At 39.3% G+C, this 22,367-nt stretch carries 24 protein-coding genes; 12 read left to right on the top strand and 12 right to left on the bottom strand.

The annotated features are described in order from the left end of the window. Positions 1–85 precede the first annotated feature (85 nt). Positions 86–544, bottom strand: a complete 459-nt coding sequence (locus RSJ42_RS00670; RefSeq protein WP_410508828.1) for a cupin domain-containing protein — start codon at positions 542–544, stop codon at positions 86–88. 354 nt (positions 545–898) lie between these two features. On the opposite strand from RSJ42_RS00670, the gene RSJ42_RS00665 reads away from it, so the two are divergent. Then, positions 899–1,873 carry a DMT family transporter gene (locus tag RSJ42_RS00665; protein ID WP_410508827.1) on the top strand — a complete coding sequence of 325 codons (975 nt, stop codon included), beginning with the start codon at positions 899–901 and terminating at the stop codon, positions 1,871–1,873. Here RSJ42_RS00665 and mtaA read toward each other — a convergent pair. Beyond that, positions 1,865–2,890 (bottom strand): methylcobamide:CoM methyltransferase MtaA, encoded by a 1,026-nt coding sequence (gene mtaA / locus RSJ42_RS00660; protein WP_410508826.1) that lies wholly within the window; start codon positions 2,888–2,890, stop codon positions 1,865–1,867. The two genes, RSJ42_RS00665 and mtaA, sit on opposite strands and share 9 nt — an antisense overlap. A gap of 172 nt (positions 2,891–3,062) precedes the next feature. Here mtaA and RSJ42_RS00655 point away from each other — a divergent pair, with 172 nt between their 5' ends. Next, entirely contained in the window at positions 3,063–3,371 is a 309-nt protein-coding gene (locus RSJ42_RS00655) for a hypothetical protein (protein ID WP_410508825.1), read from the top strand. 323 nt (positions 3,372–3,694) lie between these two features. Here RSJ42_RS00655 and RSJ42_RS00650 read toward each other — a convergent pair whose 3' ends face one another. Next, positions 3,695–5,404, bottom strand: a complete 1,710-nt coding sequence (locus tag RSJ42_RS00650; RefSeq protein ID WP_410508824.1) for a histidine kinase N-terminal 7TM domain-containing protein — start codon at positions 5,402–5,404, stop codon at positions 3,695–3,697. Positions 5,405–6,406: 1,002 nt separating this feature from the next. Between RSJ42_RS00650 and RSJ42_RS00645 the strand changes: the two genes are divergently transcribed. Then, entirely contained in the window at positions 6,407–6,574 is a 168-nt protein-coding gene (locus RSJ42_RS00645) for a hypothetical protein (protein WP_410508823.1), read from the top strand. Positions 6,575–6,645: 71 nt separating this feature from the next. On the opposite strand, the gene RSJ42_RS00640 is transcribed toward RSJ42_RS00645, so the two are convergent. Then, a complete protein-coding gene (locus RSJ42_RS00640) occupies positions 6,646–7,719 on the bottom strand; it encodes a hypothetical protein (protein WP_410508822.1) in 1,074 nt (357 codons plus the stop codon). Positions 7,720–8,045: 326 nt separating this feature from the next. Here RSJ42_RS00640 and RSJ42_RS00635 point away from each other — a divergent pair, with 326 nt between their 5' ends. Next, entirely contained in the window at positions 8,046–8,585 is a 540-nt protein-coding gene (locus RSJ42_RS00635; RefSeq protein WP_410508821.1) for a GNAT family N-acetyltransferase, read from the top strand. 17 nt (positions 8,586–8,602) lie between these two features. Here RSJ42_RS00635 and RSJ42_RS00630 read toward each other — a convergent pair whose 3' ends face one another. Next, entirely contained in the window at positions 8,603–11,146 is a 2,544-nt protein-coding gene (locus RSJ42_RS00630; RefSeq protein WP_410508820.1) for a NosD domain-containing protein, read from the bottom strand. 936 nt (positions 11,147–12,082) lie between these two features. Between RSJ42_RS00630 and RSJ42_RS00625 the strand changes: the two genes are divergently transcribed. From RSJ42_RS00625 to RSJ42_RS00610, 4 genes are all read left to right on the top strand, one after another. Next, the gene (locus RSJ42_RS00625; RefSeq protein ID WP_410508819.1) at positions 12,083–12,343 is read left to right on the top strand and encodes a hypothetical protein; all 261 of its coding nucleotides are present in this window, start codon (positions 12,083–12,085) and stop codon (positions 12,341–12,343) included. Positions 12,344–12,554: 211 nt separating this feature from the next. After that, entirely contained in the window at positions 12,555–13,481 is a 927-nt protein-coding gene (locus tag RSJ42_RS00620; protein WP_410508818.1) for an NADP-dependent oxidoreductase, read from the top strand. 195 nt (positions 13,482–13,676) lie between these two features. After that, positions 13,677–14,078, top strand: coding sequence for a hypothetical protein (locus tag RSJ42_RS00615; RefSeq protein ID WP_410508817.1), 402 nt, complete (start codon positions 13,677–13,679; stop codon positions 14,076–14,078). Between the two features lie 258 nt (positions 14,079–14,336). Beyond that, complete coding sequence (locus RSJ42_RS00610) at positions 14,337–14,729, top strand: YkvA family protein (protein WP_410508816.1); 393 nt, start codon at positions 14,337–14,339, stop codon at positions 14,727–14,729. 305 nt (positions 14,730–15,034) lie between these two features. Here RSJ42_RS00610 and RSJ42_RS00605 read toward each other — a convergent pair whose 3' ends face one another. Continuing rightward, positions 15,035–15,430 carry a DUF2769 domain-containing protein gene (locus tag RSJ42_RS00605; RefSeq protein WP_410508815.1) on the bottom strand — a complete coding sequence of 132 codons (396 nt, stop codon included), beginning with the start codon at positions 15,428–15,430 and terminating at the stop codon, positions 15,035–15,037. Positions 15,431–15,786: 356 nt separating this feature from the next. On the opposite strand from RSJ42_RS00605, the gene RSJ42_RS00600 reads away from it, so the two are divergent. Then, positions 15,787–16,575 carry a hypothetical protein gene (locus RSJ42_RS00600; RefSeq protein ID WP_410508814.1) on the top strand — a complete coding sequence of 263 codons (789 nt, stop codon included), beginning with the start codon at positions 15,787–15,789 and terminating at the stop codon, positions 16,573–16,575. Between the two features lie 325 nt (positions 16,576–16,900). Here the strand turns inward: RSJ42_RS00600 and RSJ42_RS00595 are convergent, their stop codons facing one another. Beyond that, on the bottom strand, positions 16,901–17,374 hold the full coding sequence (locus tag RSJ42_RS00595) for a GNAT family N-acetyltransferase (protein WP_410508813.1): 474 nt from the start codon (positions 17,372–17,374) through the stop codon (positions 16,901–16,903). Positions 17,375–17,485: 111 nt separating this feature from the next. Further along, the gene (locus RSJ42_RS00590; protein WP_410508812.1) at positions 17,486–18,778 is read right to left on the bottom strand and encodes a beta-propeller fold lactonase family protein; all 1,293 of its coding nucleotides are present in this window, start codon (positions 18,776–18,778) and stop codon (positions 17,486–17,488) included. Positions 18,779–19,511: 733 nt separating this feature from the next. On the opposite strand from RSJ42_RS00590, the gene RSJ42_RS00585 reads away from it, so the two are divergent. Together RSJ42_RS00585 and RSJ42_RS00580 are read left to right on the top strand one after the other, a co-directional pair. Next, positions 19,512–19,715: a hypothetical protein gene (locus RSJ42_RS00585; RefSeq protein ID WP_410508811.1), complete on the top strand. Its 204-nt coding sequence runs from the start codon at positions 19,512–19,514 to the stop codon at positions 19,713–19,715. 1 nt (position 19,716) lies between these two features. Continuing rightward, positions 19,717–19,980 carry a type II toxin-antitoxin system RelE family toxin gene (locus RSJ42_RS00580; protein WP_410508810.1) on the top strand — a complete coding sequence of 88 codons (264 nt, stop codon included), beginning with the start codon at positions 19,717–19,719 and terminating at the stop codon, positions 19,978–19,980. 117 nt (positions 19,981–20,097) lie between these two features. Here the strand turns inward: RSJ42_RS00580 and RSJ42_RS00575 are convergent, their stop codons facing one another. Together RSJ42_RS00575 and RSJ42_RS00570 are read right to left on the bottom strand one after the other, a co-directional pair. Then, positions 20,098–20,394, bottom strand: coding sequence for a nucleotidyltransferase family protein (locus RSJ42_RS00575; RefSeq protein ID WP_410508809.1), 297 nt, complete (start codon positions 20,392–20,394; stop codon positions 20,098–20,100). A 105-nt stretch (positions 20,395–20,499) separates the two neighbouring features. After that, complete coding sequence (locus RSJ42_RS00570; RefSeq protein ID WP_410508808.1) at positions 20,500–21,039, bottom strand: DUF3267 domain-containing protein; 540 nt, start codon at positions 21,037–21,039, stop codon at positions 20,500–20,502. A 414-nt stretch (positions 21,040–21,453) separates the two neighbouring features. Between RSJ42_RS00570 and RSJ42_RS00565 the strand changes: the two genes are divergently transcribed. Continuing rightward, positions 21,454–21,576: a hypothetical protein gene (locus tag RSJ42_RS00565; protein ID WP_410508807.1), complete on the top strand. Its 123-nt coding sequence runs from the start codon at positions 21,454–21,456 to the stop codon at positions 21,574–21,576. 32 nt (positions 21,577–21,608) lie between these two features. Here RSJ42_RS00565 and RSJ42_RS00560 read toward each other — a convergent pair whose 3' ends face one another. Together RSJ42_RS00560 and RSJ42_RS00555 are read right to left on the bottom strand one after the other, a co-directional pair. Continuing rightward, positions 21,609–21,854 (bottom strand): type II toxin-antitoxin system HicB family antitoxin, encoded by a 246-nt coding sequence (locus tag RSJ42_RS00560; protein ID WP_410508806.1) that lies wholly within the window; start codon positions 21,852–21,854, stop codon positions 21,609–21,611. A 129-nt stretch (positions 21,855–21,983) separates the two neighbouring features. Next, the gene (locus tag RSJ42_RS00555; protein WP_048036507.1) at positions 21,984–22,286 is read right to left on the bottom strand and encodes a hypothetical protein; all 303 of its coding nucleotides are present in this window, start codon (positions 22,284–22,286) and stop codon (positions 21,984–21,986) included. Positions 22,287–22,367: the final 81 nt, after the last annotated feature.

Genomic DNA, 22,367 nt, shown 5'->3' with positions numbered 1-22,367 from the left:
AAAAGCAGGCTGGAAGAAAAACAAACTAGAGAAAAAGAAAGCTAGAAGAAAAGCAGGCCGGAAGAATAACAGCACGGTGCAGGGATTAAAGTTTAACGTCCCTGATATGCTTTTCATATTTTTCTTCCCATGAAGGAGCAGTTATGCAGACCTGTTTAAGGTTTCCGCGGAACCAGAACCTTTTTCCGGCAGGCACAACCACCGCATCTCCTGCCCTGACTTTGAATTCCCGACCCTCAACTATCCATGTGCCGGACCCTTCAATAATATAATAAAGAAAATCGCTTTTTTCGTGAATAAATTCTTCTGCATGCCCTGTCTCCGTTTCCTGATACAGGACAGCGGCATTAGGAGAGTCTTTGTTCGTAGTGTAAATCCTCATTCGGACTCCGTGCTTCTCGATTACTTCGGATTTATCAGGGCTGAAAACTATACTGGGAAATTCTTCTGAAGCAGCCGGAGGTTGGGAAAAGTGCTTTTCGTCAGAGGTGCTAAGAAGAATGATATTCTTTCCAAACCCACCCCTCTCCTGTCTTTTTTTCAATCTTAATGATTCAAGGCATTCTCTTGGACAGCCCCTGAGTTCTGAAATCCTGTAGACAACTTCCAGGATATCGGCAAGCTCTTCAACCTCTTTACTCTCAAGATACTCAGCCAGTTCCTCTTCGAGCTTGCTCTCCAGCTCAGTAAGAAAATCAGGATCTGAGAGCTCTTTGACAGCGCAGTTTTTACCTGAATTCAGCAGGATTTCTGGGATTTTATCTCTTACCGCTTTCTAACCACTTTCTGAGGAAGATTTCATGAATTAGCCACCCGTGCCCGATTGGGCGTATCATACAGTTCTTTAAACAGAAAGATATCCAATAAATATATAAGTACTACACATATATCCATGCAGGTGTTTCTGGAGAGCAAAAAAGCGCACGTGGCAGTTATTATCGGCTGCGTGTTTTACAGCATGAACGGGCTTTTTATTTCCCGAATCCATGATATGGATATTTCTCCAGTAATATTTTACAGGTTGTTTTTTGGCCTTCTGTTCCTTTTTATGTATATAGTTGCGAGGGGAAAGACCCGGGACCTCAGGTTAAAGAAAAAGAAAGGAAGCCTGTTTCTTCAGGGAGTATTCGTGGTTACATGCATGCTTCTTTACTTCACCTGCCTCAAGATTACCTGCGTATCCATAGCAATTTTACTCCAGTACACAGCTCCTATTTATGTAATGCTGGCTTCTCCATTTCTCCTTAAAGAGAAAATAGGAAAGGAAAGTATAGCTGCCCTTTTCGTTGCAATTACAGGTGTATTTCTTATAGTCAGGCCCGAAGGAGAAATTTCCGGCATAGAACTTACAGGCAGTTATATGCTCGGAATAATAGCAGGATTGCTTTCAGGAGTTGTATTTGCAGCTCTGCTCCTGAACGTAAAAGTATTAAAAAAAGAGTATCCTGAACTTGCGATTGTTTTCTGGCCCATGGTAGTGGCGTTCCTGCTTTTAAGCCCCTCTGCATTTGATGTCTCCATAGATATTCTTTTCAGCAACCTGAAAGTGCTTGCTGTCTTCGGGATAGTCTCAATAGGTTTCGGAGAAATTTTTACAGTCCTGGGGCTTGCTAACCTTAAAGCTCAGACAGGAAGCATCCTCGCCCTTATAGAACCTGTCAGCGGAGTTTTTTTTGATATTGTTGTGCTCGGGATTTCACTATCTTCAAAAACCCTTGCAGGCTGCGCCCTGATTATGGGTTCTGCATTGATTATAAGCCTTAAAGACCCACGAAGAGTTTCCGAAAAAACGGAGGAAAAGCTTCAAGGAGAATTTTTAAAAGAACTTTCTCCTCGCTTTCCTCCAAAAGTCCCTCCAGAAGGCTTACAGTGAAGAGTACTCGTCCCTTGCCCTGAGCAGGGCTTTTATATTCTCCAGCGGGGTATGAGGGGCAAGGCCGCAGCCCGGGGCAAGGATATCGATTCCGTCTTCAAGGCAGGCCCTGGCTTCAATCATAACCTCTTCAGGACCTTTCATCAATAGAGTGTCCGAAGGAGAAACGTTTCCTATCAGGCGAACCCGGTCGCCCACAATCTTTTTTGCAAAACTGACCTGAACTTTTTCTTCAATACTGATTCCCTCAAACCCTGAGTTTGCCAGGGAGTCAAGGACAGCTGTGGCGTCCCCGCACATGTGGAGGATCCTCAAGCCTTTAACTTCCCTGCAATATTTTCTGTAAAGTGGAAAAACCGAAGTCTCAAACATCTCAGGGGCAATAATGTCAGGTCCGGCTTCGGAGTCTATAAGGGTTATGGCATCTGCCCCTCTCTCAACCAGACCGTTAGCGTACTCTATGCAGGCTTCGGTCAGGGTTCCCATCAGTTCTTCAACGACGTCGGGGTTTGTGACAAACCACATCAGGTAGTTTTTCATGCCTGCAAGCATTGAAGCAAGCCCGGCAGGTCCCACCACCCCGGCAACAACAGGCACGTCTTCCCCAACACGCTCTTTAATCATCGCGACTGCATCCAGCACTACCGATGTTCGTCTGCCTTCAAGAAGAGAATCGGGAACTGAGATGTTTTTTACATCGCTTTTTTTCTTGCATGGGAAATCAGTTACATAAGGCTGTATGTCAACACTGCCTTCATTTACCGTGCAGCCAAGGGTTTCGGCAAGCACCGTAGTGCTGAAAGGACAGCGCACGTTCTCGAATCCTGCGATCTCATATCCTCCCAGGGAAAGTGCTGCCATTTTACTGGCATCGTAGTTAGCCTGGGGCCAGTAAGCCCCTGTCATTTCCATAAGTTCTACAGTTCCTGTCTGGGTTACGGAACAGACAGGGACCATGTCAGGGGATTCACCTTTCAGCGCTTTCTTAAATCTCGTGTTCAGGGTAAATTCGCTCATAATTTCACCAGATATAGTCCAGAGGTTTATGGTTGCTGATATTTGACTGTCAGCCCTGGATATAATTTCCTGAGGGTATTTGTTATTTTAGAATATACTGAGATGCAGATATAAAAAAATATAAATCGAATACTTTACAGATGTTAAGTAGAATCGACGGGCGAGAGAAAAAATGGAAGAAATAAATAACTATAAAGAAAAGAGACAATTGATGGGTGTCTCTTTTGCCATAGGCGCCGCCCTTGGAAGCCTTTACGGGGCTTTTATTCTTGGACCTGCGCTGGACAGTATTATTGAGGGGACGGCAATAGGCATCGCAATAGGAATAGGGGCAGGGGTGAGTCTGGGAACTTTTTATGAAGTAGGGACCTGCCCTGAAAAAATGAACAAAAAAGAAAGTAGACTGCTTATCGCCGTAGTAATTGCAACTTTGCTTCTGGTGCTTTCGACTGCATTTATGGCATATTCGGGCATTGCTTAATTTCGGCATCAGGATATTCATGGATTTAAAAGCGGATCTAATCTCAAAATAAAAGGTTGACTACCTGCCTTTCAGAAACCTGCCCTCCAGTTTCCATGAGGTATTGTCATAACAGATCGGGCGCTTTCTCCCCCAACCGGGTTTCATCGTGTTTATGCCCGTATCAAGAGAATGCTTCTTAGCAGGAAAAGGCCGAGTCCGTTGTTTTGCCAGCACATTTTTTGAAGACAGTTTTTTTAATATCCGCAGAAACTCCAATTCCGTTAATTCCGTTATACTTAATCTCAATAGCTGTTAATGGAATCAAGTTCAATGTTCCCCTATTATGGAACTTTCTTTGTTTCTGCCGAAGCTATTCTCCAGTTTCCGGCAGGCACCTTAATTTCAAACCTGGCGCCTTCCCCTTCAATTCCGGTTTCAGAGATTTCCATTCCTGTAATAGAAAGTATACCTTTGACAAGGAATAGTCCTAGACCTGTATTTCTTCCTACGGATTTTTCGAAAATAAGTTCCTTCATAACAGGAGAGACTCCTATGCCGTTGTCCTTTACTTCAATTATAATATTTTCTCCGGATACACGGGAGCTTACATTAATCTCGCTGACACGTTCACCATGAGCCCTTGCATTATCAAAAAGATTGTAAAAAGCTTTTTTGAGAAGAGGATCGGCATAGATTTCAAGACCTTTATCCTCTATAGAGAATTTTATTCCCTGTCCTGAAAAGGCAAAAGCTGACTCTTTTGCAATGCTGTGTACGGACTGCCAGGTAGGAGAAACGACCCCGAGCTCCTGATAGTCCTTTGTGAAAATAATCTGGCTGTGGATTGTTTCAATTCCTTTGTTAAGATTCCTGAGATACTTGGATATTCTGGGATCTCCTTTTACCTCCGGAGGGAGCATTTCAGAAATCAGCTCGGTGTATCCTGAAAGTACATTCACCTGGTTTAGAATGTCGTGCCTCGTAATATTACTCATGAGGTTAATCTTTTTATTTGCCTGCTTCAAAGCTTCCTGGTATTTATAAATCTCCGTGATGTCATGAATCAGCACCAGTTTGCCCTCTGCATCATCTCTTGTTACTAGAGGGCTGATGCTGACTGTAAAATACTTTGTTTCCGAACCTCTCTGGAGCGAGATCTCCCTGCCAAAAGCTCCTTCAGGCGAATGGTTCAATATCTCCACTCCTTCTCCGAAAAGATAGTCCAGGTCCTTTCCTATGACCTCTTTTTTGACTTTTCCTGCAAGTTCAAGTGCTGCCTTGTTAATATCCGCTATTGAGCTCGAAGCGTCCACAACGATATATCCGTCATTCATGGATTCTATGACATTTTCTCGGGCAACTGGAACAATGTTGAGGAACTCATGCTGAATCGTGCCCCAGAAAAGAATCAATCCGGATGCTGCGAGTGAAAATGGAGTAGGGTCAAGGAATTCAAAGGGTCCTACATCTGCCAGGTGAAGTATATTTCCCAGAATCGGAACACAGGCTGCGGTAAGGGCGATACCGGCCTGGGTACCATAAGGTGCTGTAAGCTGGATAAACTGCTTGAAGAAGAATAAGATCCCAAGCATGAGCAAAACAAAAGAGTAAAGATAAAAAATCCAGAAGAATGGCCCGTGTTTAAGTATAAGAAGGGGAAACTCTTTTGAATAGTCAAGATACAAACCTTCGAAATACAGGCCGTGAATATGGTTTGTAAGCATCAGTAGAATCGCCAGGCAGGGAAAAAGATACAGCACTTTCTCGTACTTACGTGCAAAAGATTTGTATGTTCCGGAATATTCAGCTGCAAATAAAAACCACGCTACAGGAACAAAGGCAAGGCCAAGATACTGGAGGCGTGCAAACAAATATTTGAGTCCAATATCAAGGAACCCGATTTCAAAAGCATAATTTATGGACCAGAGGGTCATGCAGAGCATAACTAATGTAAAATGCTTTGCATAAGGGGATTTGCGGTAATTAAAGACTCTGTATGCTCTGATTGCAAGCAAAGTGGATATAATCCCTGAAAAAATTAATGCTCCCATGAAAGGAACCGCAGCGGTGTGAATGTGCAGACTGATAAGACTACCGTCCTCTTTTCAATTACAATAACGCGAGCCTGGAAAATCAGGAAACAAAGTAAAAAAACATCAAACGGTTTAATTATTACATAAAGACTAACTATATAAAGTTATGCACCTATCTTGAAGAACGGCTAACCCTCCGGGAGTGTATTTATAATAAGTTTCCAGAAAAAGAGAAATAAAAATTAATAAATATTCTCAGCAAAAATTAAGTAATTTTTTTGCTCAGATAAATATTCAAAAAGGATTGGCGAGCCTTTGAGATAAAATGCATCGTAAATTCGCAGGTTTTAAAGATGGAGGTCTCTATAAGGAACTCCAGAGATTACTGCTTGCTTACCTGACTCCATTTTTAAGAGTTGCAGGGATACTGGTGAATTCACTGGTGAATTTATTGGTGAATCTGCATTTCCCAACATCTGGTGTATCCAGAGTTTTTTTCTTAATATTCTGAAGTTTACCCAGAAGGCGTTCCGTATTTTCATAACTCTTGAATCCGGACTTTCCGCAGTTAGAATATTACTCAAGAGGCACCACATTCTCCTCCAGATTTTCCAGGAACCTGGAATCAGGATCTCCTGTGAAATAGGTGTCCAGAAACCAGAACGAAAAATGAAAATAAGGGTTCTATAGAGAAAAAATCCGAAAAAATCAGTTTGAATATATTAACTCCGGCTTGTTAACCCGGTGAATGGCTCCTTTTAATCTGCCTCGTAAAGGCTAAAAATTCTCTCAGGGCTATGATTTTTGCTTAAATCATTCAGGCATTAAGGAGGGTAATAGCTAGGATTGATATCCATGCTCCCGCAGCATAGGAGCCAGAGTTAATCCTTCTGCACACAAAGATCCGAACCTTCAAGGTCTCAGTGATTCCGACTGGAAAACTTCATTCTGCCCTGAGAGCACTTTTACCCCATTGGTTAGAAAAGGTTAATATATATAAACTTTTGCATAAAAATCTAAATGTACAATGATGAAGAATTCGGTTTTAGAAAAATGAACAAAAAGATAGAACTAAAAGAAGGTAAACCAAAAAAAGGGGCAATAAAAGGAAGCGAACTAAAAATGAAAATATTGAGCATACAAAGTTTAAGGAATATAAAAACTCAAAAAGTAAAAAACGAGAGATAAAAAAAGAGACCGCTGAAAAATTTAATGCTCTGGATATGCCTCTAACGGGGCATATTCAGGTCCTTTTATGCTTAGAGGAAGCTGAGAATTCCGGATTTAAGAATTTCGGAGAATCCTTCTTTAAATCCGTAATTACTGAAGTTAGAGCTTTCCAGGATCCTTTGTTTTATATAGTAGAGAACACTCAGAAGGCTCTCATTACTTTCAGATTCCATATCTCCTGCAAATGGGTGGATATTTTCCTCAAGTGAATCCAGAAGCTTGGGATCAATACCGGTTCCAAAGTAAGCATCCATAACCAGAAGATCTGAAAGCTGCTCATAGAAACCTGCAAGCTCATCAAGCCAGCCAGAGCTACTGTATCCTGCTGCATATTTCTGCTGATTAAGGAACATGAGATAACCGGAAATGGTAGTGATCAGACCCTCAGTCAGCCGGTCTTCAGGAAACGCAATAGGAAAACGTTTCATTACTGCAGGAGTTACAGAGCTTGAGTATATCATTTCATGTTCACAGACTGAGGGAAATATTCTGGAAATCTGACTATTGAGTACCGCAGTTACATAAGGGTACTTTTCCGGGTCCTTGAGAATAATGCCGCAGCCATTCTCAAATATGTGGTTTCCGGAAACATCGTATGCTGCCTGCAAACGGTAACCCTCTGTAGCAATGATCTTGGGAGTGTTGAGGTACTCCAGAAGTTTTTTGCCTCTTACACTATAATCTGCAGGCTCCAGCGGGGAATCATTATGATCAAATCGATTTTTGAACTCCAGAATCCTCCCGTATGTCATAGGGAACCTGACCTTCAGTTCTTCCGGAGGGATTATTCTGTACTCTTTCCTGTCACCTTTGTCCGCGAGTTCATAAGGGAGCATAAAACGGTAAGGTGAGGAGTTAAATGCAAATCTTTCGGAAAAGGCACCTGAGACATAGGGATGAATAAGCTCAGACTCCAGAACCACGGGTTTACAAAGTCCTTCACATATGTAAAGTGACTCAGAACCACTTTCTTCCGGGACAGTCAGCCTGTGAAGCAGGCGGTTTTTCGTGCTGATGCCTCCGAAGATGCTTTCGGAGATGTCTCCAAGTTTGGTTGGAAATTCGCAGACTTTTTCTACAATTCTGTTTTCGTTCAGGAACATCTTTTTTTCACTTCTGTAGAAGTATATTGAGAAAATTCACTTTCTCCTGTTTTTTATTCTCAGAGTCGGATTTTGCCTGACTTTTCAAAAAGTAATTTTATTTCAGCCATGAACCAGATGCCCCATAAAATCATCAGAATCCTGACTGAACTTCAGTGTTGAGTTAGGCTAATATCTGTAAGAGATACTAGAAGAACGTAAATATATAAATATATTTGCACTGAAAATTAATTATAAATATAAATCGTGACAAATAACCGGAAAAATTATCAGAATAGATACACTAATTAAAAAAATTTAAATACTAATCTTCAGACTACCTATACATGCAGGGAAGCAGAGATTCCGGAAAATATTTATTAAGAGAAGCCTCAACCGAAGACATACCCGGAATGCTTGAGGTATTTAACTACTATGTTGAAAATAGTTTTGCATCCTATCTTGAGACTTCAGTTGGGCCTGAGTTTTTTCAAGTTATCCAGAGCGAAAAAGAGCAGGACAAAGATGAAAGTTTTCCCTTCTACGTGATTGAAGAAAACAGCAAAATAATTGGGATAGGAGCTCTGAGACCATATTTTCCATTCCCGAATTTCCGGCATACAGGTGTAGTTTCCTATTTTATCCTGCCCGGACATACAAGAAAAGGCCTTGGGTCGAAAATGCTCGGGAAACTCTGTACGGAAGCCAGGGAGAAAAAGATGAAAAGCCTCCTTGCAAACGTATCCTCAAAAAACGAAGCCAGCCTCAACTTTCACCTGAAACATGGTTTTATTGAATGCGGGAGATTCAGGGAAGTAGGGATAAAATTCGGGAAATATTTTGATATTATATGGCTGCAGAAATTTCTTGGCCAGGACGAACAGTAAAAAAGGATAAAAGAAGTTTAAAAAGAGCCTGCCAGAGGCAGGTAATCAATATTTCCTTTACCCATATTGTAAACGGTGTCACAGATACCGTCGTAATTGGTATCCATATTTTTCTGGCTGAAACCATTTCCATCAGGTGAAGCCCAGTAATTCCCACCCAGGAATGCTCCTCCAGCAATGTTAGTTCCCGGAATTTTGCTCACGTTCCAGGAGTTTGCTGAACTTTTGCTATCATAATATAGATTTCTATTATTATTCAGATAGTTATCATAGCCCGTGTTGTAACTTGAATTCAAAACATAGATACCATATTTTGAATTCGAAACCAGTTTATTGGTATTAAGCGTATTACTCCTGGAAGAGTTCAGACAAATGCCATACAGTGTGTTCAGGCTTGCATCATTGCCTGTTAAAACATTATTCCCGGAGTTTCTCAAATAGATGCCGAATTTATTGTTCTGTGCTTCATTCCCGATCAATCTATTATTATTGCTGCCGGAATCAAGCCACATGCCATAATTACTGCCGGACGCCTTACTGCCCTCAATCGTATTCATACTGGCGTTATACGTCTGAATAGATATGTCACTGTAAGACGCCGTGTTGTCAATCAATTTATTCTGAATTGAATCCCGCAAGCAAACCCCATGCTTACTATTGTTTAATGCTGTATTGTTGTTAAGTGTGCATTCATTTGAAGTCTTCAGGTAGATACCCACATTATTGTACAATGCCCTGTTACCATTCAGGAAATTCTTATTGCTTGAGTAATCCAGCCAGATACCATAACTGCTGTAAGATACGGTATTATTGCTCAGTTCATTTCCTGTGGAATTATAAAGGATAATACAGACATTGCTGCTGTTTGAAGCTATATTGTTATTTAACATATTTTCACTGGAATTCCACAGATGGACGCAGGACCTGGTATTATTTAATGCCAGACTATTTAGGACTGAATTTCCGCTGGAGGCTTTCAAATAAATTCCAATGTTATTATTTTCCGCAGTATTGCTGTCAAGCAGGTTGCCCATGGAAGAATCCAACCATATACCGTAACTGCTGTTGGAAACCCTGTTGTTAAAAAGCATATTCTCGCTTGAGTTGCGCAGAAGGATGCAGGCATTGTTGTACGACAGCGTATTATTGTCAAGAACGTTTTTGCTTGACAAGTCAAGACAGATACCGAATCCGGGATTATTCTGGAGAGACCCGCGAGAGACAAAAAATTCATTATTTTCAATACGGCATTCCTGAGCCTCATAAAGATGGATTCCAGATGTGGGAGAATTTATGTCGCCTGCTATACAGAACCCGTTAATTCCAACTCCATCTGCCGTGACAGAGAAAATATCATCCGGGCCGCTAACAGCCTGGATTATGGTATCCGAAGGGCTGCCGGAAGCCGAGACTACAGCAAGATCCTCCACTCCTATCTTAACTTTCTCTGCATAAACACCCGGATAAACGAGAATTGTATCACCCGGATGCGAACTGTCTACTGCAGCCTGAATTGAGGAGAAGTCGGCAATCTGATCGGGGTTATTACTTACGGTAACTACTGTGGAATCAGATTCTTTGAGAGGGAGATGATCAATAGATTCGCTGCCTTCAATATAGTATGCAGAATCAAAGATACCGTCAAGGTTAATATCTCTCACACCTCTGGGGTAGATTTTACCATCAGGTTTTCCCCAGAAGTTGCCGCCAAGATAAGGACCTCCAACAATATTTGTCCCTTCGGACCTTGTTGTATTCCAGAGATTCTCTCCTGCAATCAACGCTGATTTCACATTTACAACGTTATTGAAATAATTATTGTAAATCAGGTTGTTGGAAGTTCCCTGGATACTTATGCCTGCTTGATTATTAAATTTCAGGATATTGCCTGTCAGAAGGTTTCCATTAGACTCGCCTGTAAGGGAAATACCCTCACCATTTTCAGAAATTATGTTGCTTTCCAGGGTATTATTGAGAGAATCAAAAAGCGAGATTCCACAGTTACAATATGAAACTGAATTTTCTCTTACATCATTATCCAGGCTCCCGCTAAGACTGATTCCTGTCAGGCTTTCGGAAACGTTATTCCCTATCAATATGTTACCCGAACTAAACATATAGAGATTTATGCCGCAGTTGTTGTTAGAGAGGTTATTATGCTTAATAAGGCAATTGCCAGCTCCAAAAAAATGAATCCCGGAAGCTGAACTCGATCCCCGTATGGTTAATCCGTTAATATTTACTTCGTTTGCCCAGACGCCAAAAACATTTCTAGAAGTGTTAGCTGCCTGAATTATGGTATCCGAAGGGTTGCCAGATTCAGAAAGAATGGTAAGAGGGATGGTTATCTCAATGTTCTCGGTATAAATACCCGGTTTGACAATTATTTCGTCACCTGGGCTTGCAGCATTTACTGCATCTTGAATAGATGTGAAATTTGCAGCCCGGTCTGTACTGTTGCTTACCGTAATTGCATTAGCTGCTGCATTTCCTGCAATCAAAAAATTGAACGTAAGAAATGCAACAAGAATAATTATGATTTTTCTTTCTATGGGATACATGGTAAACTCCGCAACAAAATTTGGGATTCTGTAACGAAACTTCTTATAATTATTCGAATTAATATCCGGATGAGTAGAAATTCTGGTGAGAAAACTTATCTAAAGCGCTACAGGGGAGATCAAGACTGCCGGAAAATCTGTCCGTCAGGGGATATGGCTGATTTATCTGTTAACTTTAGACTCTGGAAAGATCCTGAATTCAGGGTCTGAAAAAAAATTGAATACTCACTGAAAATTTCCAATTCAATTATTATCCGATTTGTCTACACGACTTCCTCACTGCTATCAGAAACAAAATGATAGTGTTTTAAGTCGGGCGCATTAGATTTGAAATTTAATTAATATGTAAAAAAATGGTACAGTTATATAAAATTAACTCAGAAGTGAGGGAGTTTTCCATTTAATCTCTCATATGTCAATAATTATTATCTATTTTTTGTTAACTTTGAACAATTGTTGGCATAAGTAGTAAACTTATTACACATTCTTTGCCTGAAAACTATTATCAGGACAATAAATAGAGAAAAATAAAGCCTGGCGGGATGCCGATAAACATATGAAATAGGGGGTTGCCTTCGTTACCTGAAGCAACAGGAGAAACCCTGCTTCTCGCCCCTATTCTGGACCTTCATATTTTTATAGCAGGCATCTCACATACGAAACCTTTACGGATCAGATGAAGTTTTTTGTAGCGAATTAATGATTCAGCAGGATTCTTTATGCAGGTATACGCGGCAATCCGCCGGTAAAAATAAGGACTCTGGAAATTCAGAGAAAAATATCTGCAGAATAATTAAAAAGAACTGAGTGAAGAAAAAGAATGAAAAAAATTGGGAGCCTAAAAAAGGTTACTGATAGAAACTCCTTATCTTAATTAAAAACAGGGAAAATTAAAATAGAATAATTCGGATATAAATAAATGGTGGGGAGTTGATTTTGAGGGAAAAGAGAGCTTTGCTTCCATTAGTATTCGTTTTATTTCTTCCGCTATCGGCTGCGAACACAGGCTGGATAATTTATTCAGAGAGATCAGAGCCTTTAGCCGGAGATTTGCTGGTGGAAATGACAGAAGAAGAAATAGACCTGAGTTATGATGGGAATTACAGGGACGGCTTAATTGATAATTTTGATTACTTTAAAAATCCTGGATATCCGTCGGGTTGTATGCAGGCTGCTGGGAACACGGGGAGTGGATAAATACGTTCTGTGAAATGGTCCCGAAAAGATGTGCAAAAAGTAAAATAAAGCAGTTATGCTGTGGAAATGAATTCTCAGATTATGTAGAAGCCGATATTCCAGAAGCATCAACTTCGACCAGGGTTCTCGCAGGGAAACAAATAAAGCAGGGTATCGGCAACAATAGAATGAATACGAATCGCAGCTAAAATATTTTTCATGGGGTGGAAGTATGAAAGCGGTAAGAATTCATGAGTTCGGCGGACCGGAGGTCATGAAATACGAGGATGTTCCCGAGCCCCAGCCCGGGCCAGGAGAGATACGAATTCGAGTCATTGCAGCCGGAGTCAACCCGATGGATTGGAAGATACGCAAAGGCATGGTTGGGAAGGTGCCTTTACCTATGATTATGGGACTCGATGTTGCAGGAACTGTGGATTCGGGAGAGAGTGGAGCTCTTTTCCAGCCCGGAGAAGAAGTTTATGCTAAAGTTTCGATAGGACAGGGCGGCTATGCCGAATATACGGTTGTCAACTCCACACAGGCAGCAAAAAAGCCCGGAAGTATAGGGTTCATTGAAAGCGCAGCAATCCCTACTGCAGGACTGGCGGCATGGCAGTCCCTTTTTGACATCGCCAGACTTGAGAGAGGACAATCAATACTAATTCACGGGGCTGCGGGAGGGGTAGGGACTTTCGCAGTTCAGTTCGCTAAATGGAAAGGAGCTTATGTCTTCGGTACAGCCTCCGAGAAAAATGAGCAGTTCTTGAAAAGCATAGGTGTTGATGAGTTTATTGATTATAAAAAACAGAAGTTTGAGGACGTAGTCGGGAAGGTGGATGTGGTACTGGATACAGTAGGAGGAGATACTTTCGAAAGGTCCTGGGGAGTGCTGCAACCCAATGGGTTCCTGGTAAGTACGGTAGCAAGCATTCCTGAAGGAATGCCCGAAAAATACGGAGTATTTGCGAAAACACTGATGACCCGGCCTGATGGTGAAGAACTTGCTAAAATTGCAGGTATAATAGATGAACAGCAGATCAAACCAATAGTAACGACAATACTACCTCTATCCGAAGCCCGGAAAGCGCATGAAATGAGTGAAAGCCGCCATATAAGAGGAAAAATCGTTTTAAGAGTAGCAGAGGATCCTGAGTAAATCCTGAACTCGCCTGTAAATGGATATTTTCTACCCTGATACTGAGGTAAAATGACATCAATTCCTTTCACATCTACGACCTGCATGTAGAATTACGGTTTTGCCGCGAGAAATGAAATAAGTACATTGAGAAAATTCAATGGAAACCATGATACAGGTTTTCTGAGGATTTGAGCTGCTGAGAGGGGAAGAAAAATGCCGGAACAGCCTAGGAATTCGAGGAGTCGAATACCGCTTTATATATTGATTGTTTTACTTTATTTATTTGTCACGTTTCAGGGAGATGAAAAAAGCGTCCTTTCAGAATCCGTATCAGGGGAGTCGAATTTTCAGGTTTACCTTACTGAAGGCGTAAGTTATGAACTCTGGGTTGAGAACCCTGAAGGTCCGGACAAGATAGATGTTATAATAAGCAATGGTTCTTACATTGCATTCCAGAGTACATTTGTACTGGCGCGCTCCAAAAAAAGATATCTTCCTTACCATCCGGAATTCAGGGTGAAAGAAAATGGGACTTACCGTGTGCATGCTAAGCCGCATAACCCGGGAACCTTCAGTCTGGAGATCAGGAAGCCTAAAGTTTCCGAGCAGCAATAATAAAGTACCATATAAAGTGCCGTATTTTGAGATCCTTGCAGGGTAAAGTTCCTTCCGGAAGAATAGTAAGCAGGAACCAGCTTCAACAAACTTAATATACTTATCAATACAATTTTTATTTGCATCCAATTATTTTAGTATTATTTTGCAGTAGAAGCCTGCATAAGCATAATTGATCAAAAAGATCAAAAGATGCCCCATTTGAGAGTTAGTTTAAGAAATTCACATGTAATCCCATGCGATAATGGAGCAATCATAATGGACAGAACCAAAAATACCAGAAGGAAGAAAGTGGGATCAAACTTCGGAGAATTTAAGGACACCCAGGATCCGGCTTCCGATACCGGCGCGATTTTTTCTGAAGAAGCAGGAGATTCCCATTACATCCGAGCAGACACCATGAAAATCTGGGACTATTTTGGATTATTGTTTTCCATGCTGGCAGATTCCTTTAACAGCAGATACCCTGTTCCAAAGAAAACGGTACTGGTAATCACAATTAGTCTCCTGTATCTTATAAGCCCGGTTGACTTCCTTCCGGATGTTATCCCTTTGCTCGGATTTGCGGATGACATTGCTCTGCTTGCTTTTGCATTCAGCCTCATTAAAGAGGATCTGGACAACTACAGAGCCTGGAAAATGAGTTACTGATAGCGTTTTACAAATGCGGCTTATTTCTTAAGTTTTCTCTTTCTTAACCAGGGTATGGATAAACAGTTATAGATAGACAGATGTGGATAGAAAATCTTGTTTTTATTTTCTTTACGAAGAGTGTAAACAATAAAAGACAAAGAAAACAAAGTACAGAGAAAACAAAATACAGAGAAAACAAAATACAGAGAAAACAAAGTACAGAGAAAACAAAGTACAGAGAAAACAAAGTACAGAGAAAAAAGAAAAAAGTAGCAACAATGTATAAATAAAAATAAACGAAAAAGCTGCAATTTTCTAAAAAATCAAGTGGCTGGGCCATTCTGACAGAAGTACTGAGATGGTTTCCCATTTTCAAGAAGATACTCTTTCCAGACGTCACAGGTATTACAGATGCATTGCCTGCCAGGATTAAGATCTTTGCAGGTAGCTTTGCCTGTTGAGCAGTACATCCCCGGAACATCATCCGGTTCAGGGACTTCATCGGCAGGCAGTATATCCATTTCTTTCATTAAGTTATCATATTTGTCCTTTGCACATTTGCTGTCAGCCTGAACAGGGCATTGCGGGCATTTGCACCTGTTAATGTTTTCTCGCGAGTAAGGAACTACAAAATCCGTTCCTCTTTGAAAAGTTATATTTCTGTCTCTTGCCTTTATTGGAGCTTCCTCTCCGGTTGTTGTATCTCTATCAGTGCTCATATTTTCCCCCCAATCTGATACTCCACTATTGTTTAACTCAAGCTTTGATTTCAGGAGATAAAAGTCTTTTCAGTTATAGAACAAATATATGATAGTGCTTTAACGGATTATGAGTGTCAGGAAGATAGGGAAAGGTAACTTTTGAATGTATTCCCTCTACTATCATCAGAACCCTTGGACTTGAAACATTCCTTCTACACTTCTGTACTTCTACTGTACTCCTTCTACACTTCTGTTTTAAGTTTTCTGTTTGAAGGCTTTTCAGCTTATGATTTTTAAATAGAAAACGAAAGTATAAATTCGCAAAAACCTAATTAATATTAGGGAAATGTGATAGAAATTTAGAGGGAACTTTATTGACAGAAAATGAAGGGGAGTATGGGAAGAAAAACAGCGGAGGAAAAGGTAAAGAATACTCAATAAGATGCACAAGCGATGAATGCGTAATTAAATATAAAGGGAAAATAAAGCACACAAAACCCTTTAAATGGGTACCTTTAGTGAATGCCTATGGAGAAACTGCGGTTAAACTTTTTGAGATACTGAAGATAATCGTGGGAATTACAGGCATGCTTGTAGCTTTTATTGCGCTGGGGAAGATGCCGGAAAATCTCGAAGGTTTAGAAAAATATTTGCTGGGCACGGTTATTTTAGTTATCTTTTATTTGTCCTCAATTCTCGTTCTTCAGGGAATTTCCTTAAAATCCGGTACAAAATTCCTGAAGTCTCTCAAATGTAAAAGGTGTAGAAGAAATAACGCTTATGAAGAGAGGGAAAAACCGGATATCAGGGAAGACTCAACTGAAAACTCGTACACTGTCAAAATAACCCGGTACTGGAAGTGCAAATACTGTGGGTATCTTGACAGCACTGAAAGCTCGGAAAATATAAAATGCTTTAAGATAAAAAAGAAGAAACCCACAAGGGTAAAGTGTGAGGAATGCGGAGCAACATCACTGGTTTCAGAATGCAGAACCCCTGATATGAAAATAGAGGATTATCCGGGAGGAAGTAATATTACTGAAACCCGGTATTATAAGTGCGATTATTGTGAACATATAAATATTGAAGCAAAGAAAACCCACCTCAATAATATGGAACCTCTTGCAAGCTCAAAAATTAAAGGGAGAGATCCAAGGCTTTAAGTGAAGATTAAGATTTTAAGTAAGGATTATAAACAGAAATGTTATAACTTTTAATTATAACTTTTAATTATAACTTTTAATCATAACTTTTAATTATATATTCGCCCTGTTGCCCTCAACTTCTTTGACTTTATTATTTGATTATTTCGCCCTTAAAGACCTCTACATCATTTAAGGTGTATATCAATAATTAGATATTCGGTTCCTGTTATTCAACAAAAACATCTACGTGAAATGTATCCTGTTTTAATAAAACAGTTTTCTCTTTTTGAAGATTGTCTTGCATCTTAAAAACGGGAAGATAGAGCGCTCTAATAGCGAAAACTCACTTATCAAGATGCTTTTCCATCACAAAATTAGTGAGAATTTGACCTTTACGCTCAACATTTTGTTTTTTGACCACCCGATAATCACGCTTTTCAAAAAATGGTTTTGCAGTGATTGATGCTTGGGTAGTAATAACCATAATACCATTTTGTTGAGCATATTTCTCCAATTCATTTGTGATTGTGGTTGCTATTCCCTGTCCCTGAAAGTCTCTGTGCACAAAAAGCCGGTCAAAGTATCCGGCATCATCCATATCCCCAAAGCCAGCAATAAGCCCATTAATTTCAACTACAACTGTATGGTTGTTAGAAAGCGATTTATCCCACACATCCATATCGATTTCTTCCGGTGCCCAGGCGTCAAGCTGCGCTGGACTATAATCCTTTAAATTGACTGTATGGACGGTATCATAAAACAGTCCAACTATTTCTTTGCAATCTTCGGGTCTGTATAATCTTACTGTCTTTTCCACTTCAGTAATCTCCTGGCAGTTACCGGTCCTTAATAAGTTGAGATATAGGATAGTTTTCTCTCGATCCTAATCAGGGTTAGAAGACCTTTATTATAGAGAGCAGAAAAAGAATTATTTCTTCTTAAACATCTGATCTAATGTGGGTTTTAATCTCTTCCTTACTTTGGGCTCTAGTTTCTCCGTTATGCTGGGCAAAATTGAGCCTGATAATATTCCATAAAAAAGGGTGCTAATTATTCCAAGAATGAATCCCTGAACGCCAGTGATGAGGTCATTAACTTTGCGAATGATTCTGTCTATTGATTCAATAACACTACGGCTAAATTCTTGGACAGTGTTATGCTCAGGAACCTCTGGAGGAGAACCTATAAACTGACCCAGGGAAGAAGGCATATCTCCTACAGGCACATTGGCTATAACATTGTTTGTTGCTGTGTCTATTACTGAAACAGCATTACTCTCACTATTTGCTACATATACTTTCGTTCCATTTTTGTTGACTGAAACTCCACAAGGACATTTTTCTACAGTCACATTGGCTATAACATTGTTTGTTGCTGTGTCAATTACAGAGACGATCCCGCTAGGAGTATCAGAAACACCTTTGATGATTCTTTTGTGGTTCACTACATATACTTTTGTTCCATCAGGGCTAATTGCAACTCCAGAAGGAGATAAATCTACACTCTCCGTACCAGTACCTGTATTAATTATTGTGACATTGTTTGTTTCTGTATCAATTACAGAAACTATATCGCTATTAGCATGTGTCACATATACCTTTGTCCCATCTGGAGTGACTGCGACTCCATACGGGTTAGTTCTTACACGCACGGATTCTGAAACACTGCGAGTTAATGTATCAATTACTGAGACGGTACTGCTGCCCATGTTCGCTACATAGACCTTTGTTCCATTTTTGTTGATTGCGACTCCGACAGGATTTGTTTCTACATCCAGACGATATTTGACGATATTTGTGGCGGTATCAATTATAGAAACATTGTTGCTATAAAAATTAGCTACGTATACATTTTTTCCATCAAAACTAGCTGTAATTCCAACCGGATTATGGCCGACAGGTACCCTGGTTATAATATTATTGGTTGCTGTGTCAATTACAGAAACATTGTTGAGATAACTATTTGTCACATATACTCTTGTCCCATCCTGTGTAATTGCAACCCCTTCAGGATCCGCTCCTACATCCACACTGTATTCAATTTCGTTTGTGATTGTATTAATTACGGAGATATTGTTACTTCTCCCGTTTGGTACATATGCGTATTCGATGTGTGACTCAATAGATGAAGTGGGTAACAAGTTGCATAAAATTAGAATTAAAAATAATAGGAGAGTTATAAAAAGTAAGAATAGTAAGTATGATTTAACCTGCCTTTTCATATATCTCAACCTTCACTTTGTAAAACCTTGAATCTCTGGGATTTCAGAATTAGAGGTTATTAGTAAGGCTAATTCACCCTCAATAGGGCATCATATGAAATGGAAAACTGAGACTAAACCGCTTTTAGGCAGTTAATAGCCCAATTATACTTACTTTTTAGTTCAATTGATAATCGTATAAGCGCGTTTATACCACAAAAAATATACTCGAATACATATAAAGATGTGCAATATAAATATTTTACATTAACAAGTTCTTTAGAAAAGTTTTTAGATAACAAAACAACTCTATTTATTTGTATAAAACTAACTGCAATATAGTTTTTATTGCCTCTACAAGGTAATCTCATTTATGGTAGAGAACGACGTAAAAGTGCAGAAGATCAGACTGAATACTCAATGAAAAAGAAAGAAAAACCGTAGTCGAAAGTTAAAGTATCCAGAAAAATGAGTTGACATCTATCTCACAGTTCAAGAAAGTAATGGTACTCTAATTAAAAGTACTTTTACATTGCTCAGCCTTCAAGACAGACCTGTATAGCTTCTCTTATACGCTCCATAGCCTGTTCAACTGTTTTTCCCTGAGTATAACAATCTGACATGTGAGAAACCTTTGCAACGTAAAAGCCCTTGATCCTATATTATCTGCAAGAAACCCATTCGTAAGCCTTGAATAAAAGCAGCTAATCTGAGAAAGCATACCTATAAATAAGATTCATATTAACCATTAATTATGGCAGAAGCTGGCTTTGAGGAGAGAGTCATCAGGGAACTTGATTCGATAAAAAAACAATTGACAGATATTAGAGAGCATATGGTAGATGTTGACTGTATACTGAGCGATAAAGAAAGAAAGCTTGTAGATAAAAGTTATGAGCACCAGAAAAAAGAAAAATTAACATCCCTTTCAGAGTTCAAGAAAGAACTAAGACTCTAATATGTTTGAGATTTTTCTGGACACGCCTGCAAAGAGTTTCATCAAAAAACTTGATTCCAAAAACAGCCAGAGAATCATCAAAGCCATTGAAAAACTCGCCGAAGATCCGATCCCTCATGATGCCAAAAGAATTTACGGCACCAGTAGAAAGCTTTTTAGAATAAGAGTTGGCGATTTTCGGGTTCTTTATCGTGTTGACTACGAAGAGGTTATCATAATTGTTGTCGATATCGATTTGAGGAAACGAATATATAAAGAAATTTAAATTGAAAAATCATCTGTATGCTGGATACAAAATCTTCTTTTTTCATGTTTTTAGTATATTCTTCGATCCATTCTATTGAATTAAGGATATGGCTGAGGTAAACCAAATCATTCTTTTTCATGCCGAAATCACTTTTGCTTCCTTTCTAATTCCATCAATGAGATAAGGGCTTATTGACTCTTCAGTGAGCAAATCGACCTTTAGTCCAAGAAGTTCTGATAGTTCTCTTTCAATTCGTACAAGGTTTAACAGACCTTTAGTTTCGGAAAATTCCACAAGAATATCAATATCGCTTTCCGGCTTTTCTTCTCCTCTTGCATAAGTGCCAAAAACAGCTACCTTCGTTGCTCCTTCTTTTTCAAGGAAAGAAGAGATTTTTTCGAACAACTCTTTATGCCGGGAAGCATTTTCCATATCAGTATATTTTGTTTGTGATCATTTAAAGGTATGGTGAGTAAAATGGCAGTAAAAGAACAAGAAAAATTCTTGAAAGAAGGTTTCTATTCACCTACCTTAAGATCATATATCTTCAATTGTTCCCGAGAATGTCTTATCTATCTTTTTCCAGTAAGTCCTTACCCCGTTGGAAGTAAAATACACATCATCCGGCACCTTAATTAATACAAGGACTAAAGTCAGCATATCCATTCCAGAGCTCAGTGAATTTAATAGTATCAGAGCTATCACTAACGGATTTAACAGATCCAGAATCCCCAGAATTCCAGGTAGAATTACTGAGAGTAAGATAAAAGGTGCGACTGTGATAAGAATATATCTTGATTTTGATACCTCTTCTTCCGAATAAACAAATCCCCCAAAATAAGTAATTCCTAAAAACGTTTTATCCGACGTTAAAAAATCTGGAACAAAAATAAGATGGAGAAATTCGTGAATAAAAACCAGCCCGATAAGGGATGCAACATCAAGTAAATTTATAGTTAGTGTAATCCCTTGAGAGGGTTTGATGCCGATATCTGCTAAAGAAAAAGGCGAAAACATGCTAAGAATAGTTATAGAAATCAGCGTATTCAGAATCATCAATGGAACTGCTGCAAGCATGGCAGACACAATATTGTCAGGCTCACGTAACTGTATCCAGCTGCTTGTGATCAATTCTGAGTGCCTTTCAGGGTTTACTTGAGGAAATTTATATCTAAGCCGGATTATACCTTCTCCTTTTTTACATTATATTGAAGGCTTGTTTTACTCTTTAAGTCTTATTAAGAAAAAAATAGATGCGATAAAGCAAGATTTCGGAAAGATACAACTATTAAATTATATTTCCTCCCCAGCCCGCTCAAATAGTTAGATAGAGAAATTAACGTGAAGGTGCCTGAGAGAAACAAATCCAGGAAAGAGCACGTATAAATAATATCCATAGTAATTTTCTATTATGGATGAGATAGATTTTGAAGAAAGATTATTAAAGGAACTCGATATTATTAAAAACAACTCATTGAAATAAAAAAGAACATGATAGATGTAGACTGTGTACTCACCGATGAAGAAAGAGATCTTGTAGACAAAAGTTATGAGCACAAAAAAGAAGGAATATTGATACCTATCTCAGAAGTAAAGAAAGAACTGGGACTTTAATATTTAATAATACTCTTACTCTTTTCATACTATTAGGCTTCAAGACAGACCTGTATAGCTTCCCTTATACGTTCCATAGCCTGCTCAACTGTTTTTCCCTGAGTATAACAACCCGGTATGTCAGGAACTTTTGCAATATATATCCCGCCTTCGTCCTGTTCGATCAGAACCGTAAAATTCAAGCTCTTGCCTTCCATCTTTACCGGAGTAACATTCAATCTGTGAGTATTTAAAGTTGTTACTGGCAGGAGTGAAGATAAAACAGAGCCGAAAACCATCGGAAGCAGAAGTGGTATAACTTTTTCATTATATTTCCACCCCAGCCCCTCAATCCTTCGATTAGAAACTTTTCGATGTGCTGCGAAGTTAGAAAAAAGTAAGAAAGAAATGTAAAAAGAGTATAAAGCTTATCGGATCCTTTCCAGATGCAAGGAACTTATAAAATTATACCTGTCTGCGTTTTCCTTCAATACGGAAATAACCAGTTCTCTGTGAGCCTTAAGAAGGCAATAATCATCTCTACCCTGAGCTTTGTATACCTTTAGAATCCCTTTCTTAACTAGATTGTCTATAGCTGTCCCATAAAATCCCAAGTCACTTCTTTTTCTTCCCTGTAGCAAGTCTTCTCTGGAAATATGTTTATCGCACCATCTATTTTTTATTGCGATTTTGTTCAATATGAACAGCTCATATTCAGAGAATTCCTCCATAAACAGACACCCAGGAGAACTGTTCATTTAGTTGAACAGCAGGACAATAAGTATAAATATTAAGGACTCATTAATTTGATT

It is taken from the genome of Methanosarcina hadiensis, assembly GCF_046529725.1.
GTDB lineage: Archaea > Halobacteriota > Methanosarcinia > Methanosarcinales > Methanosarcinaceae > Methanosarcina > Methanosarcina hadiensis.
Note: the sequence above shows the minus strand (reverse complement) of the source record. Positions and strands in the feature narration are given on the sequence as shown.

Coding starts and splice junctions, on each gene's coding strand:
- mtaA (WP_410508826.1), bottom strand. CDS start 2,890: ATGAGCGAATTTACCCTGAACACGAGATTTAAGAAAGCGCTGAAAGGT.
- RSJ42_RS00570 (WP_410508808.1), bottom strand. CDS start 21,039: ATGCTTGCAGCAGTTCCATTGATGATTCTGAATACGCTGATTTCTATA.
- RSJ42_RS00585 (WP_410508811.1), top strand. CDS start 19,512: ATGGCAGAAGCTGGCTTTGAGGAGAGAGTCATCAGGGAACTTGATTCG.
- RSJ42_RS00615 (WP_410508817.1), top strand. CDS start 13,677: ATGCCGGAACAGCCTAGGAATTCGAGGAGTCGAATACCGCTTTATATA.
- RSJ42_RS00565 (WP_410508807.1), top strand. CDS start 21,454: ATGATAGATGTAGACTGTGTACTCACCGATGAAGAAAGAGATCTTGTA.
- RSJ42_RS00605 (WP_410508815.1), bottom strand. CDS start 15,430: ATGAGCACTGATAGAGATACAACAACCGGAGAGGAAGCTCCAATAAAG.
- RSJ42_RS00645 (WP_410508823.1), top strand. CDS start 6,407: ATGTACAATGATGAAGAATTCGGTTTTAGAAAAATGAACAAAAAGATA.
- RSJ42_RS00630 (WP_410508820.1), bottom strand. CDS start 11,146: ATGTATCCCATAGAAAGAAAAATCATAATTATTCTTGTTGCATTTCTT.
- RSJ42_RS00620 (WP_410508818.1), top strand. CDS start 12,555: ATGAAAGCGGTAAGAATTCATGAGTTCGGCGGACCGGAGGTCATGAAA.
- RSJ42_RS00590 (WP_410508812.1), bottom strand. CDS start 18,778: ATGAAAAGGCAGGTTAAATCATACTTACTATTCTTACTTTTTATAACT.
- RSJ42_RS00640 (WP_410508822.1), bottom strand. CDS start 7,719: ATGTTCCTGAACGAAAACAGAATTGTAGAAAAAGTCTGCGAATTTCCA.
- RSJ42_RS00580 (WP_410508810.1), top strand. CDS start 19,717: ATGTTTGAGATTTTTCTGGACACGCCTGCAAAGAGTTTCATCAAAAAA.
- RSJ42_RS00575 (WP_410508809.1), bottom strand. CDS start 20,394: ATGGAAAATGCTTCCCGGCATAAAGAGTTGTTCGAAAAAATCTCTTCT.
- RSJ42_RS00610 (WP_410508816.1), top strand. CDS start 14,337: ATGGACAGAACCAAAAATACCAGAAGGAAGAAAGTGGGATCAAACTTC.
- RSJ42_RS00635 (WP_410508821.1), top strand. CDS start 8,046: ATGCAGGGAAGCAGAGATTCCGGAAAATATTTATTAAGAGAAGCCTCA.
- RSJ42_RS00650 (WP_410508824.1), bottom strand. CDS start 5,404: ATGGGAGCATTAATTTTTTCAGGGATTATATCCACTTTGCTTGCAATC.
- RSJ42_RS00560 (WP_410508806.1), bottom strand. CDS start 21,854: ATGGTTTTCGGCTCTGTTTTATCTTCACTCCTGCCAGTAACAACTTTA.
- RSJ42_RS00655 (WP_410508825.1), top strand. CDS start 3,063: ATGGAAGAAATAAATAACTATAAAGAAAAGAGACAATTGATGGGTGTC.
- RSJ42_RS00555 (WP_048036507.1), bottom strand. CDS start 22,286: ATGGAGGAATTCTCTGAATATGAGCTGTTCATATTGAACAAAATCGCA.